The organism is Pseudomonas sp. SO81 (assembly GCF_030374125.1).
Lineage (GTDB): Bacteria > Pseudomonadota > Gammaproteobacteria > Pseudomonadales > Pseudomonadaceae > Aquipseudomonas.
On sequence record NZ_CP126126.1, the window covers coordinates 4,581,101 to 4,597,645 of the forward strand.

Below are 16,545 nucleotides of genomic sequence, written 5' to 3' on the forward strand. Positions count from 1 at the left end.
GGATTCCTCCAAATGATGCTGCCATGGTGACCGGCCGACCTATCGATATCCAATATAACTTTCAGGTGATATCGATCGGCTGGCTCGTTCGATCACTCGGTCTCGAGGTTGGCCTTGGGCGCGATATCGTCGAACACCTCGGGGGTCAACGCTGCCTCGCCGGCGGCGTCGAGCACTTCGCGCGGGTGTTCGCTGCCCGGGATGCTGCTGTCGAGCATGCTCAGCAGCTGGGCGCCACGCGGGGTGAGCACGAAGTTCTCGCCGTTGCCGCCTTCTTCCTCGGGGCGGGTGACGATGAAGCCGTTCTCCACCAGCAGCGACTCGTAGCGGGTGGCCTCGGCGCGGAAGTGGTCGAGGTTCTCCACCTGTTCGCCGGCGCGGCCCAGTTCATCGGCCAGCTCCTCCGCGTAATGGCGCGGGGCGAAGGGCTTGCCGGCGGAGTTCTGCGCCTCGTGCAGCAGGCGTTCGATCAGGTCCCAGTGGTACACAGCCATGGCGATTCTCCCGTAGGCGTTGGGCTTACAGGTTCCGACTGGTGTCGGTCGGCCAAGGTTCGAGGTTTTTCGCGGGCAACAAAAAGGCGATCCGTAGATCGCCTTCTCGTGAGGCGGGTGATGCTTAGCCGCGGCGGCGCAGGGCCTCGATGCGGTCTTCCAGCGGCGGGTGGGTCATCAGCAGGCCGGCCAGGCCGTTCTTTAGGCCGCCGTTGATGCTGAAGGCGGTCATGCTGCTGGGCATCTGCACCGGCACACCCTGTTCGGCGCGCAGGCGCTCCAGGGCGGCGATCATCGCACCGGTACCAGCCAGACGGGCTCCGGCGTCGTCGGCCTTGAACTCGCGGCGGCGAGAGAACCACATGACGATGATGCTGGCCAGGATGCCCAGGACCAGCTCGGCGAAGATGGTCGCCACTATGTAGCCGATGCCATGGCCTTCACCTTCGTTCTTCAGTACCACGCGGTCGACGAAGTTGCCGAAGATGCGTGCGAAGAACATCACGAAGGTGTTCACCACGCCCTGGATCATGGCCAAGGTGACCATGTCGCCGTTGGCCACATGGCCGATCTCGTGGGCCAGCACGGCTTTCACTTCATCTGGCGAGAAGCGCTCCAGCAGGCCCTGGCTGACGGCCACCAGGGCGTCGTTCTTGTTCCAGCCGGTGGCGAAGGCATTGGACTCGTAGGCGGGGAAGATGCCGACTTCCGGCATCTTGATGCCGGCGTTGCGCGACAGCTCCTCGACAGTCTGCAGCAGCCACTGTTCGTGGCGGGTGCGCGGCTGGGTGATGATCTCGGTGCCGGTGCTCATCTTCGCCATCCACTTGGACAGGAACAGCGAGATGAAGGAGCCGACAAAGCCGAATACGGCGCAGAAGACCAGCAGGCTGCCGTAGTTCTGGCCGGTGAATCGATCCACCCCGAGCAGTTTCAGGGTAACGCTGGCGATCAGCAGCACCGCCAGGTTGGTGGCCAGGAACAACACGATACGCATCATGGTAGGAAGCTTCTCCTCAGGCGAGAGACGTTCTAAGTATGCGAGCTATATAAGGTTCGCTCGCACCGCCTTCAACCGAGGCTCTATTTCAAACTATGTCGCTGGTCTGATTGAGAGTGCTTTCGAAGAGCAGGCGAGTCAGGCGCGCGACCTTCTCGCTGTTGTGCTGGCCGAGGGCTTCGCGCAGCTGCCAGGCGAGGGTGCCACGTACCCGGCGCACACTGGCGGTCTGGCTCTCGCCGTCCGGCAGGGCGTGGGGAATGCCGCGGGAAAGGCGCATGAAGCCTTTCTCGGTCAGGACCGCCTGGTCCAGGGCGTCGTAGGCGATGGTCGACTCGAAGCGGACATAGCCTTCCTCGGCCAGCCACAGCAGGGCGCCCAGGCACGCCTGGTGGCGTTTGCTGGGCAGGCCGAACTCGTCGGGTTCTTCGCGGCCGATCAGGTCTTCCACATACAGCGCCACCTTGCGCGGGAAGGCCTGGTAGAGCGCCAGCATGCCGCTGGCGGCATCCTTGTAGAACTCGTCGATCTGCAGGTCCATGCGACTTACTGGCGGTAGGACTTGAGGAAGTTGCCGATGCGGCCGATGGCCTGCTCCAGGTCGTCGACGCGGGGCAGGGTGACCACGCGGAAATGATCCGGCCACGGCCAGTTGAAGGCGGTGCCCTGGACGATCAGCAGCTTCTCGGAGAGCAGCAGGTCGAGGACGAACTTCTCGTCGTTGTGGATCGGGCAGACCTTGGGGTCGATCTTGGGGAAGGCGTACAGCGCGCCCATTGGCTTGACGCAGCTTACCCCAGGAATGTCGTTGAGCAGCTCCCAGGTGCGGTTGCGCTGCTCCAGCAGGCGGCCTTGCGGCAGCACCAGGTCGTTGATGCTCTGGTAGCCGCCGAGGGCGGTCTGGATCGCATGCTGGCTCGGCACGTTGGCGCACAGGCGCATGTTGGCCAGGATGTCGATGCCTTCGATGTAGCTGGTGGCCTTGTGCTTGGGCCCGGAGATGGCGACCCAGCCGGAGCGGAAGCCGGCCACGCGGTAGGACTTGGACAGACCGTTGAAGGTCAGGCACAGCACGTCCGGCGCCAGGGAGGCGGTGCAGATGTGCTGGGCGTCGTCATAGAGGATCTTGTCGTAGATCTCGTCGGAGAACAGCACCAGGTTGTGCTGGCGCGCCAGCTCGACGATGCCTTCCAGCACTTCCTTGGAATACACGGCGCCGGTCGGGTTGTTCGGGTTAATCAGCACGATGGCCTTGGTGTTGCTGCTGATCTTGGCCTTGATATCGGCCAGGTCGGGGAACCAGCCGGCCTGCTCGTCGCACAGGTAGTGCACCGGCTTGCCGCCGGCCAGGGCCACGGATGCGGTCCACAGCGGGTAGTCGGGCGCCGGGATCAGCACCTCGTCACCGTTGTTGAGCAGGGCCTGCATGGCCATCACGATCAGCTCGGACACGCCGTTACCGAGGTAGATGTCCTCGATGCCGACGCCTTCCACGTTCTTCTGCTGGTAGTACTGCATCACCGCCTTGCGCGCGCTGAACAGGCCCTTTGAGTCGCTGTAGCCTTGCGCTGTGGGCAGGTTGCGGATCACGTCCTGGAGGATTTCCTCCGGGGCTTCGAAACCGAACGGCGCCGGGTTGCCGATATTCAGCTTGAGGATGCGTTGGCCTTCCTCTTCCAGGCGTTTGGCGTGCTTGAGCACCGGCCCGCGGATGTCGTAGCAGACGTTGGCGAGCTTGTTCGATTTGCTGACCTGCATGATGCTGTGTCCCGATGTGAAGATGCCGCTGGCGGCGCAGGGAAAATTCGTCCTTGCCGGCTGTAACGCGGCATAAAGACTGGCGTCCAAAGAGGGACGCATGATACGTGCGGCCCGATGCCCGGAAAAGGTACAGGTCGGGCTTTTTTCTGCCCCTGAGGTGTGCTCCATGGAAAAGATCGATAAACCCCTGGAAGCCTGGCGCGACGAGCTCTCCGACGCCCAGTTCCATGTCTGCCGTCTGGGTGGCACCGAGCGTGCCTTCACCGGCGAATACCACGACAGCAAGGTGCCCGGCATCTACCACTGCGCCTGCTGCGGCGAGGCGCTGTTCGACTCCGACGCCAAGTACGATTCCGGCAGCGGCTGGCCGAGCTACTTCCAGCCGGTGAGCGGCGAGGTGATCACCGAGAAGGAGGACTTCAGCCACGGCATGCACCGCATCGAGGTCAAGTGCGGCAAGTGCGACGCCCATCTGGGGCATGTCTTCCCGGACGGCCCGCGGCCTACCGGGCTGCGCTACTGCATCAACTCGGTATCGCTCAAGCTGGTGCCCAGGTAAGGCCAGGCTCCCCGACCAAAGCGAGGCCCGCCGACAAGCGGGCCTTATTTTGCTGCATATAAATTGTGTGCAATTTAATTGCTCGCTATATTCGCCTCACTTTCCATCCGCAACGGAGCCGCAGACCATGAGCGACAAGCTTTTCGATATCCCCGTCACCACCATCAAGGGCGAGCAGAAGACCCTCAAGGACTTCGGCGGCAAGGCCGTGCTGGTGGTCAATACCGCCAGCAAGTGCGGCTTCACCCCGCAGTACAAGGGCCTGGAAAGCGTCTGGCAGCAGTACAAGGACAAGGGGCTGGTGGTGCTGGGCTTCCCCTGCAACCAGTTCGGCAAGCAGGAGCCGGGTGACGAGGGCGCCATCAGCGAGTTCTGCGAGCTGAATTTCGGTGTCAGCTTCCCGCTGTTCAAGAAGATCGACGTCAACGGCAGCGATGCCCACCCGCTCTACGTGCAGCTGAAGAAGCGCGCGCCGGGCCTGCTCGGCAGCCAGGGCATCAAGTGGAACTTCACCAAGTTCCTGATCAGTGGCGACGGTAGCGAGGTGAAGCGCTTCGCCCCGACCACCAAGCCGGAAGAGCTGACCGCCGAGATCGAAGCGCTGCTGAAATGACCGCATCGCATGACCTCGAGGCGCAGCTGCTGCTGGACAACCAGTTGTGCTTCAAGCTCTACGCCGCCTCGCGGGCGGTGATCCGCGCCTACAAGCCGATGCTCGACGAGCTCGGTCTGACCTACCCGCAGTATCTGGCCATGCTGGTGCTGTGGGAGTGGCAGGCGGCGCCGCCGGAGCAGGCCACGGTCAAGGCGCTGGGCGAGCGGTTGATGCTCGACTCCGGCACCCTGACGCCGCTGCTCAAGCGTCTGGAGCAGCTCGGCCTGGTGCGGCGCAGCCGATCCAGCGCCGACGAGCGCGAGCTGCGTCTGGCGCTGAGCGAGGCGGGGCTGGCGTTGCGTGAGCGGGTGTTGCCGCTGAAGAGCCGCCTGCTCTGCGAGCACGGCGTCGATCTGGGCGAGCTGGAAGGTATGCGGCAGAGCCTGGGTCAGCTGCTGGCGCTGGTCACGGCTCGGTCGTGAGCGGCAGCCAGCTGTCCAGCAGGGCTGCCAGGTCTTCGCGGCGGAAGGGCTTGGCCAGGTAGTCGTTCATGCCGGCCGCCTGGCAGCGCTCGCGCTCATCCGGCAGGGCGTTGGCGGTCAGGGCAATGATCGGCAGGCTCGGCCAGCGACCGCTCTGGCGGATGCGCCGGGTCGCCTCGTAGCCATCCATCACCGGCATGTTGCAGTCCATCAGCACCAGGTCCACCGGGTGCTTCTCCAGATAGGCGATGGCCTCGCCGCCGTGGGCGGTGACGGCCACCTCGCAACCCAGCTTGCTGAGCATGCCCTTGGCCACCATCTGGTTCACCTGATTGTCCTCGACCAGCAGCACGCGCGCCTGGTGCGGGCGGCTCGGCACCTTGGCGGCCGGCTCGACGCCTTGCGTCTGATGTGGCGCCAGCAGACGTTGCAGGGCCTGGTACAGCGCGGCGCGGGCCAGCGGGCGCGGCAGCTGCTCGAAGGGGATCAGCGCGCCAGCCTGCTCGCCGGAGATGAAGGTGCCGTAGGCCGAGACCAGCAGCAGCGGACTGGTGAGCTGCTGGCGCAGGCGCGGCAGGCGTTTCGGGTCGTCGCAGATCAGCAGATCGGCCTGCAACTCGGCACTGATGGCGCTTTCATCCAGGCGCCGATAGCTCAGGCCCCAGGTTGGCAACCAGCTGTCCAGCAGCTCCTCTAGGCCGCTGCCGGCTGCGCAGAAGGCCACGATCTGCCCCGGCAGCGCCGGCCAGCGTGCGGCGGGCGCATGGATTGGCAGCGGCAGGGTCGCGCTGAACTGGCTGCCGACACCCTCCTGCGAGCTCAGGGTCAGCTGTCCGTTCATGGCTTCGCACAGACGTCGGGTCAGCGCCAGGCCCAGGCCGGTGCCGCCAAACTGGCGGGCGATCCCGGCGCCGGCCTGGGTGAAGGGCTGGAATATGCGGGTCTGGGCATCTTCGGCGATGCCGATGCCGGTGTCGCTGACCAGGATGCGCACGCCGCCGGCACTGGGGGTGACGCGCAGGTCGACGCGGCCCTGGCGGGTGAACTTGAGGGCGTTGGACAACAGGTTGCTGACCACCTGGCGCACCCGCGTCGGATCGCCGAGCACCAGGGCCGGCAACTGCGGGTCGATCAGGCAGGTCAGCTCCACGTGCGGGCCGGCGTTCTGCGACAGCAGGCTGGCGGTTTCCTCGACCAGGGCGCCGAGATCGAAGGGGATGCGCTCCAACTCCAGCTGCCCGGCCTCGAACTTGGACAGATCGAGAATGTCGTTGAGCAGGTCGACCAACACCTTGCCCGAGTCATGGGCGATCGACAGCTGCTGGCGCTGCTCGCTGTTGAGCGGGCCGTCCAGGGACAGTGCAAGCATGCCCAGCAGGCCGTTGAGCGGGGTGCGGATCTCGTGGCTCATGTTGGCCAGGAAGGCGGCGCGGGCCTGGGCCATTTCCAGGGCGGTGCTACGGGCCTGTTCCAGTTCGCGGTTGGACTGGGTCAGGCGGGCGTTGGTCGCCTTGAGTTCGGCGGTGCGCGCCGAGACGATGTTCTCCAGTTCGGCCAGGTACTGGGTCAGACGGTCCTCGGCTTCGCGGCGCTGGCTGATCTCCTGGTGGGTATTGGTCAGTTGCTGGTTGGTCACCGCCACCAGGGTGCCGATCTCGTCGCGCTCATGGCCGGGAGGGCAGGGCACGGGGGAGAAGTCGCGGCGCGGGTCGCGGTCACTGAGGGCACGGATCACGCCTACCAGCGGCTTGGTCAACATGGCGTAGAACAGCACCAGCAGGATCAGCGACAGCAGCAGGCTGCGGGCGAAGCCGGTGACCAGGGTGAGCAGGGCGCGGCGCAGGAAGTGGCTGCCGAAGGCGTAGGTGTCCACCTCCAGGCGCAGGATGCCGAGGGATTCTTCCGGGGCGTGGTTGACGAACAGCGGATCTTCGAAGTGGCGGCGCTCGCCGAACAGGAAGTCGCTGAATACCCGGTAGCGGCTCTGCACCGGCGGGCGATCCACCGAGGCCAACACCAGGCCGCTGTTGTCGATGATCTCGGCGCGCATCACCGCCGGTGAGCGTAGCAGGCCCAAGACAAGTTCTTGGGCCAGTTCGGCGTCGATGTTGTAGGAGATGCGCGCCGCCGGGTTGTGGCTGATTTCCAGCAGGGAGTGGATTTCCCGGTCGATGGAGGCGTCTTCGCTGGCATAATCCAGACCGACCTGGATCAGGCTCAGCAGGGTACCCAGGATGAAGGCTACCAGCACCGTCAATCTGGCCTGCTTGTACGACAGGCGATGGGTCAGGGAAATATCCATCGGTGCGGCGGCTGAGTCCTTGGTTTCTGGCCTTGCCAAGCATAGCCCATAGCGCCGGATGATCGGCAGTGGCGGATATGAGGAGTAAGTCGTGGATTCTCGCTTGAACAGCTTTCTACAGCGCGCCGATGCCGTGCTGGAGCGCCTCGAACCCCTGTTGCCGGCGCCGCGGGTGGCGCTGGACTGGAATACCGTGATCGCCGCGCGCTGGCAGCGCGAGGGGCGCACCGGTTATCTGCAGCCGCTGCGGGTCAGTCTCGACCTGCAACTGTCCGACCTGGTCGGGGTGGATGCGCAGTGCGCGCAGCTGGCGCGCAACACCCGCCAGTTCGTCGCTGGCCTGCCGGCCAACCATGCCTTACTGTGGGGTGCGCGCGGCACCGGCAAGTCCTCGCTGGTGCGCGCGCTATTGGCCGAACACGCCGGTGCAGGTCTGCGCCTGATCGAGATCGAGCGCGATCATCTGGCCGACCTACCCAGGGTGGTGGAGGCCCTGACCGGGCTGGCGCAACGCTTCGTGCTGTTCTGCGACGACCTGTCGTTCGAGTCCGGCGAGGGAGATTACCGGGTGCTCAAGAGCGTGCTCGATGGCTCCCTGGAGCGCGCGCCGGACAACGTGTTGCTGTACGCCACCTCCAATCGTCGCCACCTGATGCCGGAGAAGGAGAGCGACAACGAGCACTGGCAGATGGTCGACGGCGAGCTGCACCCCAACGAGGCGGTGGAGGACAAGATCGCGCTGTCCGATCGCTTCGGCCTGTGGATCTCCTTCTACCCCTTTACCCAGGATCATTTCCTCGCCGTGGTGCGCCATTGGATCGAGGTACTGGCGGGCCAGGCCGGCCTGCAATGGCAGTGGAGCCACGAGCTGGAAATCCTCGCCATCCGCTGGGCTCTGGGGCGCGGCAATCGCAACGGCCGTTGCGCCTACCAGTTCGCGCGCAGCTGGGTCGGCCAGCAATTGCTGGAGGTGGCGCCATGATCGATCTGCAACAGGCCGGGCAGGGTCGCGAAGGCTATGACCTGCTGGCGGCCCAGCTGGAGTCATTGCTGGCCGACGAGCGTGACTTCATCGCCAACGCCGCGCAGTTCGCGGCCTTCCTGTTCCATGAGCTGGAAGGGCTGAACTGGGCGGGTTTCTATTTGAACCGAGACGAGGAACTGGTGCTGGGGCCATTCCAGGGCAAGGTGGCCTGCGTGCGCATTCCCTTCGGTCGCGGCGTGTGCGGCGCGGCGGCCAGTAGCCGGCAGACCCAGCGGGTCGAGGACGTGCATGCCTTCCCGGGGCACATCGCCTGTGACAGCGCCTCCAACAGCGAGCTGGTGGTGCCGCTGGTCAAGGACGGCCGGCTGATCGGCGTGCTGGATCTGGACAGTCCACGCCTGGCGCGCTTCGCCGTGGAAGATCAGCTCGGCATCGAGCGACTGGCGGCGATCTTCCTGCGCCTGAGCGAGTGCTGATCTTTCACGCTCAGCAAAAAGCCCGGCATTGGCCGGGCTTTTTTGTGGACGGGTGAATCAGGCCTTGGCGGTCATCTTAGCGATCACCTTGCGTTCGCCGGGCAATATGCTCTGCACGGATTCGCGTGCCTGGATGCGCCGGTAGTGGGCGGCCAGGCGTGGCCAGCGCTGGTCGTTCAGCGGTTCGTCACCGTGCTCCATGTTCTGCAGCTGGGTGTAGATAGCCAGGTCCGCCTGGGTCAGGCCGTCGCCGACGAAGTACGGGGCATCGCCCAGGGTCTGTTCCAGGTAGTCGAAATGCTTTGGCAGCTTGGCATGGAGGGCGCTCTGCACGGCGTCTTCGTCGCAGCTCTGGCCCAGCATGGGCTTGAGCAGGCGGTTACGGAACACGCTGAAGGTGCACAGCGTTGCCAGCTCGTAGTCGCCGTACTTCTCCAGCCAGCGCACCTTGGCCTTCTGTGCGGCGCCCTGGCCGAACAGGGCAGGGCGCTGCGGGTACTGTTCTTCCAGGTACTGGCAGATCACGCTGGAGTCGGCCAGGGTCAGGTCGCCGTCACGGAAGGCGGGAATGCGCCCCAGCGGGTTGAGCTCGCGATACCAGTCTGGCTGGCCGAACGGAGTGACGATCTCCAGCTGGTAGTCCAGGCCCTTCTCGATCAGGCACAGGCGCAATTTGCGCACGAACGGAGATAGCGGCGCGCCGTAGACGATCAGACTCATGGGATTCCTTGTAGGGGGCAGATCAGTCGTAGACGTTCTTCTTCTTCCACTCGTCTTCGCCGAGGGACTTGAGGCCTTCGGTCAGCTCGCTGGCTTCCTCGGCGGGCTTGGCCTTTTCCAGTACCACCGCATTGGCGCGGGCCAGCAGCTCTTCCAGTTGCTGCAGTTGGTTCTGGTAACGCGCCGGGTCGGACTGCTTGCGCAGGTACTGCACGCCACGCTCATAGGCCAGACGGGCCTGGCCGGGCTGGCCCTGTTGCATGGATTGCTGGCCGAGGTTGCTGAAGAACTCGAAGTGCAGTTGCACCAGCATGTGGCGGATCTCGCCGAGCCAGCGCTTGGCCTCGTTGGCCGGCAGCAGGTTTTCCTGGGCGGCGCGGGTGATCTGGCTGTGGAAGTTTTCCAGGAGGAAGCGGATGTCCTTGGCCTTGGCCTCGGTCAGTATCTGCTGTGGCGGGTTGCGCACCGGGATGGCTTCGCCCTTGGCCACCGCCTCGCGCAGCTCGGTGAGGCGGTTCCTCAGGTTGGTGTTCTGCTTGTCCAGCTGCAGCAGGCGCTCACCGAACTGCAGCTCGAAGCGGCTGAGCAGGAGTTTCAGCGCAGGGCTCATCAACTGGCCCGGCATGTTCTCGGAAACGTCACGGCTACGCCGTACCCGGTCATTGAGATCGGCCTTCAGGCGGGCTTTCTCCAGCTTGCTGTTCTCGACCATATGGTTGATGTAACCGATCAGGAACAGCACCACGATGCCGGCGACTACTAGCGCAGTGATGACGATTGGGGACACCTGGAAAACTCCCGTACGCTTCTTATTTACCCGAGTGTAGTGCGTTAGCCATCATGCTGATAGCACTGTATGAGTTTCTGAAGCGAAGTCTTTGATTTAGAAAAAGTTTTGATTGAGGGTTGACGCTCTGGCCAAGGCTCCATAGAATGCGCGCCACTTTCAGCGTGTTGGCGAAAGCCGATTCGAGGGAAGTTGGGATGCTGTTACAAGCTCCTGGCCACGTCCCCTTCGTCTAGTGGCCTAGGACACCGCCCTTTCACGGCGGTAACAGGGGTTCGAGTCCCCTAGGGGACGCCATTGCGGGAATAGCTCAGTTGGTAGAGCACGACCTTGCCAAGGTCGGGGTCGCGAGTTCGAGTCTCGTTTCCCGCTCCAGTTTACGAAGCGCCGCTCACCGAGCGGCGTTTTGATTAGAGTTCCAAGGCCGGTGGTAACATCGGCTGGAAACACCGGGAAGCTGTTGTAAGCTCCGGGCCACGTCCCCTTCGTCTAGTGGCCTAGGACACCGCCCTTTCACGGCGGTAACAGGGGTTCGAGTCCCCTAGGGGACGCCATTTTTGTACCAAGTTGCACGCGGGAATAGCTCAGTTGGTAGAGCACGACCTTGCCAAGGTCGGGGTCGCGAGTTCGAGTCTCGTTTCCCGCTCCAAATTCACGAAACGCCACCCCATCGGGTGGCGTTTTCGTTTGCGCGCGATTCAGCCATGAAAAAGGCCCGCCAGCGATGCCGTGCGGGCCTTTTCGTTTACTGGCGACTCAGTGCTTGGCGCTGTCGTCCGGCAGGGCCAGCAGCTGCTTCTCGCGGTTCCAGTCGAACGGCTCGTCATTCTCCTCGGCCTCGAAGCGGCGTTCGTCGAGGCGCTGGAACAGTTCGATCTCTTCATCCGGCATGAAATGCAGGCAGTCGCCGCCGAAGAACCACAGCAGGTCGCGCGGGACCAGATGGGCGATCTGCGGGTAGCGGTGGAACACCTGGCTGATGATGTCCTGGCCCAGGTACTGGCTGCTCTCCGGATCTGCCGGCAGCTGCGCCAGCAGCTCGTCGAAGCGCTCGAGGAACAGGGCGTGGGTGTCGTCTTCCACCTGCTCGGCCTCGCCCAGGGCGACCAGGATGCCGCGCAGATGGGCGAGCAGGGCGAGGTGGTGGTCGAGGTAGGCAGTGGCCATGAGGGATGTCCTGTAAAACGAAAACGGGCGCGGAGTATAAGGCTCCGCGCCCGTGCTGTCCCGAACGGGGGGTCAGCGGACCTTGCCGTCGCTCAGCTTGATGTCGTCCTTGGCGAAGTCGTCCACGTCGATCACTCGGCGCCGCGCCGCTTCGGCCTGGCGCAGCTGCTCGGCCTCCTCGGCAGTCAGCTGCTGCTCACGCAGGGCGGCCTCTATTTCATGCTCGCCGGGCTGCAGCTGCAGGCCAGCCTTGAGCGCCTTGTGCAGTTTCTGTCGGACGGCTGAGGCGCCGTCGAGCAGATCGACCGTCTGCTGCAGGGCGGCGATCGGATCGTTGGCGCCCTGTGGCCGATAGCAGCCGTCGAGCAGGCTCTCCAACGCCAGGTCGCCGCGCGGGCGGCCGAGGATGGCGGCGACCTCGGCGTCCAGTTCGTCGTCCGGGCCCTTGTGCCGGCGGCCGAGCGGGAACACCAGGACGCGCAGCAGGCAGCCGAACAGGCGGTTGGGGAAGTTGCTCAGTAGCTCATCCAGCGCCTGCTCGGCGAGGCCGAGGTTTTCCTCCAGCGCCCAGCGCAGCAGCGGTTGCAGCGGTTCGGGATTGCCCAGGTCGTGGTAGCGCTTGAGCGCGGCGCTACCCAGATAGAGGTGGCTGAGCACATCGCCGAGGCGTGCGGACAGGCGTTCGCGACGCTTCAGCTCGCCGCCGAGCAGCATCATGCTGCTGTCGGCCAGCAGGGCGAAGGCCGCCGCCAGGCGGTTCAGCGCGCGGAAGTAGGGGCGGCTGAGGTTGTCGCCGGGCACGTTGCCGAAGCGGCTCAGGGTCAGGCCATGCAGCAGGGCGCCGGCGGCGTTGCCGACGGCGAAGCCCACGTGTTTGAGCAGCAGATCGTCGAACTCCAGCAGAGCCTGCTCATGGTCTTCGCGGCCGGCCAGGGCCATTTCGTCCAGCACGAAGGGATGGCAGCGGATGGCGCCCTGGCCGAAGATCATCAGGTTGCGCGAGAGGATGTTGGCGCCCTCGACCGTGATCGACACCGGCACCCCTTGCCAGGCGCGGGCCAGGTAGTTGTTCGGGCCCATGATGATGGCCTTGCCGCCATGCACGTCCATGGCGTGGCCGATGCATTCGCGACCGCGCTCGGTCAGGTGGTACTTGAGGATGGCCGACAGGACCGAGGGCTTCTCGCCCAGGTCCACCGCGCTGGCGGTGAGGGTACGCGCGGCGTCCATCATCCAGGCGTTGCCGCCGATGCGCGCCAGCGCCTCTTGAATACCTTCGAAGGCCGCCAGCGGCACGCCGAACTGTTCGCGCACCCGGCAGTACTGGCCGCTGACCAGGCTGGACATCTTCGCCGCGCCGGTGCCGCCGGCGGGCAGGGAGATGGAGCGGCCCACGGACAGGCAGTTCATCAGCATCATCCAGCCCTTGCCGAGGTATTCCTGGCCGCCGATCAGGCAGCTCAGCGGCACGAACACGTCCTTGCCGGAGTTGGGGCCGTTCATGAAGGCCGCGCCGAGCGGCAGGTGGCGGCGGCCGATTTCCACGCCGGGGGTGTCGGTGGGAATCAGCGCCAAGCTGATGCCGAGATCCTCCTGGTCACCCAGCAGGTGGTCCGGGTCATAGGCCTTGAAGGCCAGACCGAGCAGGGTGGCCACAGGGCCCAGGGTGATGTAGCGCTTCTCCCAGGTCAGGAGCAGGCCGAGCACTTCCTCGCCGTTCCACTGGCCGCGGCAGACGATGCCGGTGTCCGGCATGGCGCCGGCGTCGGAGCCGGCCAGCGGGCCGGTGAGGGCGAAACAGGGGATTTCCTCACCGCGGGCCAGACGCGGCAGGTAGTGCTGGCGCTGTTCGTCGGTGCCGTAGTGCAGCAACAGCTCGGCCGGGCCGAGGGAGTTGGGCACCATCACGGTGGAGGCGAGGTCGCCGGAGCGGGTCGACAGCTTCATCACCACATGGGAGTGGGCGTAGGCGGAGAAGCCCTTGCCACCGTATTCCCGAGGAATGATCAGGCCGAAGAAACCGTGGCTCTTGATGTGCTGCCAGGCCTTCTCCGGCAGATCCAGCTGCTGGCCGATCTCCCAGTCGCTGACCATGGCGCACAGTTCTTCCACCGGGCCGTCGATAAATGCGCGCTCTTCGTCGCTGAGCTTGGCGGCGGGGTAATCCAGCAGCACGTCCCAGTCCGGGCGGCCGCTGAACAGCTGGCCATCCCACCACACGGTGCCGGCCTCGATGGCGTCGCGCTCGGTATCCGACATCGGCGGCAGCACCTTCTGGAACCAGCCGAACAGTGGCCCGGTGATCAGCTTGCGGCGCAGCTCCGGCAGGGCCAGGGGAATGGCCACGCCGAGCCACAGCAGCCAGAGCAGCAGCTCCAGCCAGTCCGGTGCATCAGCAAACAGACCGAGCAGGATCAGGTAACCGGCAACGATGCCCAGGGCGGGCAGGGCGGCCATGCGGGAATAGGCCAGGTAGGCGACGCCGAACAGCAGAATCAGCAACCAGACAGCGAGCATGCGCAATCCTCCATGAGGCCGGCCGTGGCGGTAAGGCCGGCGAGCTTGGCCGGATCGTCGTGCACCCGGCGCGATAGGGCTGGATAGACTGGGGGCAACCCCATGGAGAACCCTGATGCAGTCCAGCCTTCTACCCAGCCGCTTCGTGGATAGTGACCACCCCAGGGTAGTCGAGTTCGCCGAACGTTCGCGGGGAGCCAGCCGCGACCCCCGCGAGCAGGCCGTGAGCCTGTACTACGCGGTGCGCGACCAGATCCGCTACAACCCCTACGTGTTCAGCCCCGATCACGAGACGCTCAAGGCCAGCCACGCGCTAGCGGCGGGCGAGTCCTACTGCGTGCCCAAGGCCCTGCTGCTGGCGGCCTGCGCCAGGCACTGCGGGATACCGGCGCGCATCGGCCTGGCCGATGTGCGCAACCACCTGTCCACCCCAAGCCTGATCGAGATGCTGCGCAGCGAAGTGTTCGCCATGCACGGCTACACCGAGCTGTTTCTCGAGGGCAAATGGGTCAAGGCCACGCCGGCGTTCAACCTGGCGCTGTGCCAGATGTTCAAGGTGGCGCCGCTGGAGTTCGATGGGCGCAGCGACAGCGTGTTCCACCCCTTCAACGCCGAGGGGGCACGCTATATGGAATATCTGGCCGACCACGGCCAGTTCGACGACCTGCCGCTGGAGCTGTTCTTCGGCCATCTGCGCCAGTGCTATCCGCATCTATTCGAGGAAGGCTCGGCCTTCCTGCGTGGCGATCTGCAGGCGGAGGTCGCCGCCATGAAGGAATTCGATAGTTAACATCGAGGCGGCGGGGCTTTTTTCCTGCGCTCGGGGCGGGCAGGCTACCCTGCAATGAATGGTTGCAATTACCTCTCCCGAGCCTTATCTAAGCCTTCCCCTTGCTGAGTAGCTATCTCTTATGAGTTCCGCGCTGTCCATCCGGCAACTGACCAAGACCTACGCCAACGGCTTCCAGGCCCTCAAGGGCATCGACCTCGACGTCGCCGAAGGCGACTTCTTCGCCCTGCTCGGCCCCAACGGGGCGGGCAAGTCCACCACCATCGGCATCCTCTCCACCCTGGTGAACAAGAGCGGTGGGACGGTCGAGGTATTCGGCCACGACCTGGACCGCGATCCGTCCGGGCTCAAGCGCTGCCTCGGCGTGGTGCCGCAGGAGTTCAACTTCAGCCAGTTCGAGAAGGTCTTCGACATAGTCGTGACCCAGGCCGGCTACTACGGTATCCCGCAGAAGGTGGCCAAGCAGCGCGCCGAGCAGTACCTGACCCAGCTCGGCCTGTGGGACAAGCACAACGAGGCCGCGCGCATGCTCTCCGGCGGCATGAAGCGCCGCCTTATGATCGCCCGCGCGCTGGTGCATGAGCCGCGCCTGTTGATTCTCGACGAGCCCACCGCCGGCGTGGACATCGAGCTGCGCCGCTCGATGTGGAGCTTCCTCACCGAGCTGAACCAGAAGGGCATCACCATCATCCTCACCACCCATTACCTGGAAGAGGCGGAGCAGCTGTGCCGCCACATCGGCATCATCGACCACGGCAGCATCGTCGAGAACACCAGTATGAAGGCGCTGCTCAAGACCCTGCACGTGGAGACCTTCCTGCTCGACCTCAAGGAGTCGCAACTGGTGCCGCCGCAGCTGCAGGGCTATCCGGCGATGCTGGTCGACCACCACACCCTGGAGGTGCAGGTGGAGAAGAGCCTGGGCATCACCGAGCTGTTCCGCCAACTGGCGGCGCAGAACATCGAGGTGCTGAGCCTGCGCAACAAGAGCAACCGTCTCGAGGAGCTGTTCGTGTCCCTGGTCGAGAAGAATCTGGCGAAGGTGGCGAAATGAGCCCGGAACTCGCCTCCAACTGGGTCGCCCTGCAGACCATCGTGCGCCGCGAAGTGCGGCGCTTCATGCGCATCTGGGCGCAGACCCTGCTGCCGCCGGCCATCACCATGGCCCTGTACTTCGTGATCTTCGGCCGGCTGATCGGCAGCCAGGTCGGCGGGGTGGGGCAGTACTCCTACATGGAGTTCATCGTGCCCGGGCTGATCATGATGTCGGTGATCACCAACTCCTACAGCAACGTGGTGTCGAGCTTCTTCAGCAGCAAGTTCCAGCGCAATGTCGAGGAGCTGTTGGTGTCGCCGGTATCGCCGCACACCATCCTCATCGGCTACACCATCGGCGGCGCCCTGCGCGGCCTGGCCGTGGCCTTTATCGTCACCCTGCTGTCGCTGTTCTTCACCCAGCTGCAGGTGCACCACCTGGGCGTGACCGTGCTGGTGATACTGCTGACCGCAGTGACTTTTTCGTTGGGCGGCTTTATCAACGCGGTGTATGCGCGCAACTTCGACGATATCTCGATCATCCCGACCTTCGTGCTGACGCCGCTGACCTACTTGGGCGGGGTGTTCTACTCGATCAGCCTGCTGCCCGAGTTCTGGCAGCACGTGTCGCTGGTAAACCCCATCCTGCACATGGTCAACGCCTTCCGCTACGGGATTCTCGGTGTGTCGGACATCAATATCGGCATCGCCATCAGCATGATGCTGCTGGCCAGCACGGTGCTCTACATCGTCTGCATCCGCCTGCTGAAGAGCGGCCGGGGCATGCGTCAGTAAGCATCGGGTAACACAATCGGCGGTCGGCAACGGCGCTGTCCGCCGTTAGACTCGACCGATCGGACAATAAGAGGTTGAGT

General features: G+C 64.6%; 17 protein-coding genes and 4 tRNA genes. 12 read left to right on the forward strand and 9 right to left on the reverse strand.

What is annotated here, in order from left to right; all coding sequences use genetic code 11:
- Positions 1-92 precede the first annotated feature (92 nt).
- The 4 genes from OH686_RS21930 to OH686_RS21945 all read right to left on the reverse strand — a co-directional run bounded on the left by OH686_RS21930 (position 93) and on the right by OH686_RS21945 (position 3,252).
- Positions 93-494 carry a helix-turn-helix domain-containing protein gene (locus tag OH686_RS21930; protein ID WP_289535211.1) on the reverse strand — a complete coding sequence of 134 codons (402 nt, stop codon included), beginning with the start codon at positions 492-494 and terminating at the stop codon, positions 93-95.
- A gap of 124 nt (positions 495-618) precedes the next feature.
- Positions 619-1,494 carry a protease HtpX gene (htpX, locus tag OH686_RS21935; protein ID WP_289535213.1) on the reverse strand — a complete coding sequence of 292 codons (876 nt, stop codon included), beginning with the start codon at positions 1,492-1,494 and terminating at the stop codon, positions 619-621.
- Between the two features lie 88 nt (positions 1,495-1,582).
- Positions 1,583-2,035: a hypothetical protein gene (locus OH686_RS21940; protein WP_289535214.1), complete on the reverse strand. Its 453-nt coding sequence runs from the start codon at positions 2,033-2,035 to the stop codon at positions 1,583-1,585.
- A gap of 5 nt (positions 2,036-2,040) precedes the next feature.
- Positions 2,041-3,252 carry a pyridoxal phosphate-dependent aminotransferase gene (locus OH686_RS21945; protein WP_289535215.1) on the reverse strand — a complete coding sequence of 404 codons (1,212 nt, stop codon included), beginning with the start codon at positions 3,250-3,252 and terminating at the stop codon, positions 2,041-2,043.
- A 169-nt stretch (positions 3,253-3,421) separates the two neighbouring features.
- Between OH686_RS21945 and msrB the strand changes: the two genes are divergently transcribed.
- The 3 genes from msrB to OH686_RS21960 all read left to right on the forward strand — a co-directional run bounded on the left by msrB (position 3,422) and on the right by OH686_RS21960 (position 4,891).
- The gene (gene msrB / locus OH686_RS21950; RefSeq protein ID WP_137971942.1) at positions 3,422-3,814 is read left to right on the forward strand and encodes a peptide-methionine (R)-S-oxide reductase MsrB; all 393 of its coding nucleotides are present in this window, start codon (positions 3,422-3,424) and stop codon (positions 3,812-3,814) included.
- Between the two features lie 127 nt (positions 3,815-3,941).
- The gene (locus OH686_RS21955; protein WP_137971943.1) at positions 3,942-4,427 is read left to right on the forward strand and encodes a glutathione peroxidase; all 486 of its coding nucleotides are present in this window, start codon (positions 3,942-3,944) and stop codon (positions 4,425-4,427) included.
- Complete coding sequence (locus OH686_RS21960; RefSeq protein ID WP_289535217.1) at positions 4,424-4,891, forward strand: MarR family winged helix-turn-helix transcriptional regulator; 468 nt, start codon at positions 4,424-4,426, stop codon at positions 4,889-4,891. Before OH686_RS21955 ends, OH686_RS21960 begins: the two co-directional genes overlap by 4 nt.
- Here the strand turns inward: OH686_RS21960 and OH686_RS21965 are convergent.
- The gene (locus tag OH686_RS21965; protein WP_289535219.1) at positions 4,875-7,193 is read right to left on the reverse strand and encodes a response regulator; all 2,319 of its coding nucleotides are present in this window, start codon (positions 7,191-7,193) and stop codon (positions 4,875-4,877) included. The genes OH686_RS21960 and OH686_RS21965 overlap by 17 nt on opposite strands.
- Positions 7,194-7,284: 91 nt before the next feature.
- On the opposite strand from OH686_RS21965, the gene OH686_RS21970 reads away from it, so the two are divergent.
- Positions 7,285-8,175, forward strand: coding sequence for an ATP-binding protein (locus OH686_RS21970; protein WP_289535220.1), 891 nt, complete (start codon positions 7,285-7,287; stop codon positions 8,173-8,175).
- On the forward strand, positions 8,172-8,654 hold the full coding sequence (gene msrC, locus OH686_RS21975; protein ID WP_289535222.1) for a free L-methionine (R)-S-oxide reductase MsrC: 483 nt from the start codon (positions 8,172-8,174) through the stop codon (positions 8,652-8,654). Before OH686_RS21970 ends, msrC begins: the two co-directional genes overlap by 4 nt.
- A gap of 57 nt (positions 8,655-8,711) precedes the next feature.
- On the opposite strand, the gene OH686_RS21980 is transcribed toward msrC, so the two are convergent.
- Positions 8,712-9,374 (reverse strand): glutathione S-transferase family protein, encoded by a 663-nt coding sequence (locus OH686_RS21980; RefSeq protein WP_289535224.1) that lies wholly within the window; start codon positions 9,372-9,374, stop codon positions 8,712-8,714.
- Positions 9,375-9,396: 22 nt separating this feature from the next.
- A complete protein-coding gene (locus OH686_RS21985; RefSeq protein WP_289535226.1) occupies positions 9,397-10,161 on the reverse strand; it encodes a hypothetical protein in 765 nt (254 codons plus the stop codon).
- Between the two features lie 221 nt (positions 10,162-10,382).
- Here OH686_RS21985 and OH686_RS21990 point away from each other — a divergent pair.
- The 4 genes from OH686_RS21990 (at position 10,383) to OH686_RS22005 (ending at position 10,810) form a co-directional block, all read left to right on the forward strand.
- Positions 10,383-10,458 (forward strand) — tRNA-Glu (locus tag OH686_RS21990).
- A 2-nt stretch (positions 10,459-10,460) separates the two neighbouring features.
- A tRNA-Gly gene (locus OH686_RS21995) sits at positions 10,461-10,536 on the forward strand.
- Between the two features lie 103 nt (positions 10,537-10,639).
- Positions 10,640-10,715, forward strand: a tRNA-Glu gene (locus OH686_RS22000).
- Between the two features lie 19 nt (positions 10,716-10,734).
- Positions 10,735-10,810: transfer RNA gene (locus OH686_RS22005), tRNA-Gly, on the forward strand.
- A gap of 107 nt (positions 10,811-10,917) precedes the next feature.
- On the opposite strand, the gene OH686_RS22010 is transcribed toward OH686_RS22005, so the two are convergent.
- Both OH686_RS22010 and OH686_RS22015 read right to left on the reverse strand, forming a co-directional pair.
- The gene (locus tag OH686_RS22010; RefSeq protein ID WP_137971950.1) at positions 10,918-11,328 is read right to left on the reverse strand and encodes a PA2817 family protein; all 411 of its coding nucleotides are present in this window, start codon (positions 11,326-11,328) and stop codon (positions 10,918-10,920) included.
- A gap of 72 nt (positions 11,329-11,400) precedes the next feature.
- On the reverse strand, positions 11,401-13,845 hold the full coding sequence (locus OH686_RS22015) for an acyl-CoA dehydrogenase (protein ID WP_289535227.1): 2,445 nt from the start codon (positions 13,843-13,845) through the stop codon (positions 11,401-11,403).
- Between the two features lie 115 nt (positions 13,846-13,960).
- Here OH686_RS22015 and OH686_RS22020 point away from each other — a divergent pair, with 115 nt between their 5' ends.
- From OH686_RS22020 to OH686_RS22030, 3 genes are all read left to right on the forward strand, one after another.
- A complete protein-coding gene (locus OH686_RS22020) occupies positions 13,961-14,635 on the forward strand; it encodes a transglutaminase-like domain-containing protein (RefSeq protein WP_289535229.1) in 675 nt (224 codons plus the stop codon).
- A gap of 121 nt (positions 14,636-14,756) precedes the next feature.
- On the forward strand, positions 14,757-15,689 hold the full coding sequence (locus tag OH686_RS22025) for an ABC transporter ATP-binding protein (protein ID WP_289535231.1): 933 nt from the start codon (positions 14,757-14,759) through the stop codon (positions 15,687-15,689).
- Complete coding sequence (locus OH686_RS22030; protein ID WP_289535233.1) at positions 15,686-16,465, forward strand: ABC transporter permease; 780 nt, start codon at positions 15,686-15,688, stop codon at positions 16,463-16,465. The genes OH686_RS22025 and OH686_RS22030 overlap by 4 nt, the downstream gene beginning before the upstream one ends.
- Positions 16,466-16,545: the final 80 nt, after the last annotated feature.

Coding starts and splice junctions, on each gene's coding strand:
- OH686_RS21960 (WP_289535217.1), top strand. CDS start 4,424: ATGACCGCATCGCATGACCTCGAGGCGCAGCTGCTGCTGGACAACCAG.
- OH686_RS22025 (WP_289535231.1), top strand. CDS start 14,757: ATGAGTTCCGCGCTGTCCATCCGGCAACTGACCAAGACCTACGCCAAC.
- OH686_RS22030 (WP_289535233.1), top strand. CDS start 15,686: ATGAGCCCGGAACTCGCCTCCAACTGGGTCGCCCTGCAGACCATCGTG.
- OH686_RS22015 (WP_289535227.1), bottom strand. CDS start 13,845: ATGCTCGCTGTCTGGTTGCTGATTCTGCTGTTCGGCGTCGCCTACCTG.
- OH686_RS22020 (WP_289535229.1), top strand. CDS start 13,961: ATGCAGTCCAGCCTTCTACCCAGCCGCTTCGTGGATAGTGACCACCCC.
- msrB (WP_137971942.1), top strand. CDS start 3,422: ATGGAAAAGATCGATAAACCCCTGGAAGCCTGGCGCGACGAGCTCTCC.
- OH686_RS21965 (WP_289535219.1), bottom strand. CDS start 7,193: ATGGATATTTCCCTGACCCATCGCCTGTCGTACAAGCAGGCCAGATTG.
- OH686_RS21980 (WP_289535224.1), bottom strand. CDS start 9,374: ATGAGTCTGATCGTCTACGGCGCGCCGCTATCTCCGTTCGTGCGCAAA.
- msrC (WP_289535222.1), top strand. CDS start 8,172: ATGATCGATCTGCAACAGGCCGGGCAGGGTCGCGAAGGCTATGACCTG.
- OH686_RS22010 (WP_137971950.1), bottom strand. CDS start 11,328: ATGGCCACTGCCTACCTCGACCACCACCTCGCCCTGCTCGCCCATCTG.
- OH686_RS21945 (WP_289535215.1), bottom strand. CDS start 3,252: ATGCAGGTCAGCAAATCGAACAAGCTCGCCAACGTCTGCTACGACATC.
- OH686_RS21930 (WP_289535211.1), bottom strand. CDS start 494: ATGGCTGTGTACCACTGGGACCTGATCGAACGCCTGCTGCACGAGGCG.
- htpX (WP_289535213.1), bottom strand. CDS start 1,494: ATGATGCGTATCGTGTTGTTCCTGGCCACCAACCTGGCGGTGCTGCTG.
- OH686_RS21940 (WP_289535214.1), bottom strand. CDS start 2,035: ATGGACCTGCAGATCGACGAGTTCTACAAGGATGCCGCCAGCGGCATG.
- OH686_RS21955 (WP_137971943.1), top strand. CDS start 3,942: ATGAGCGACAAGCTTTTCGATATCCCCGTCACCACCATCAAGGGCGAG.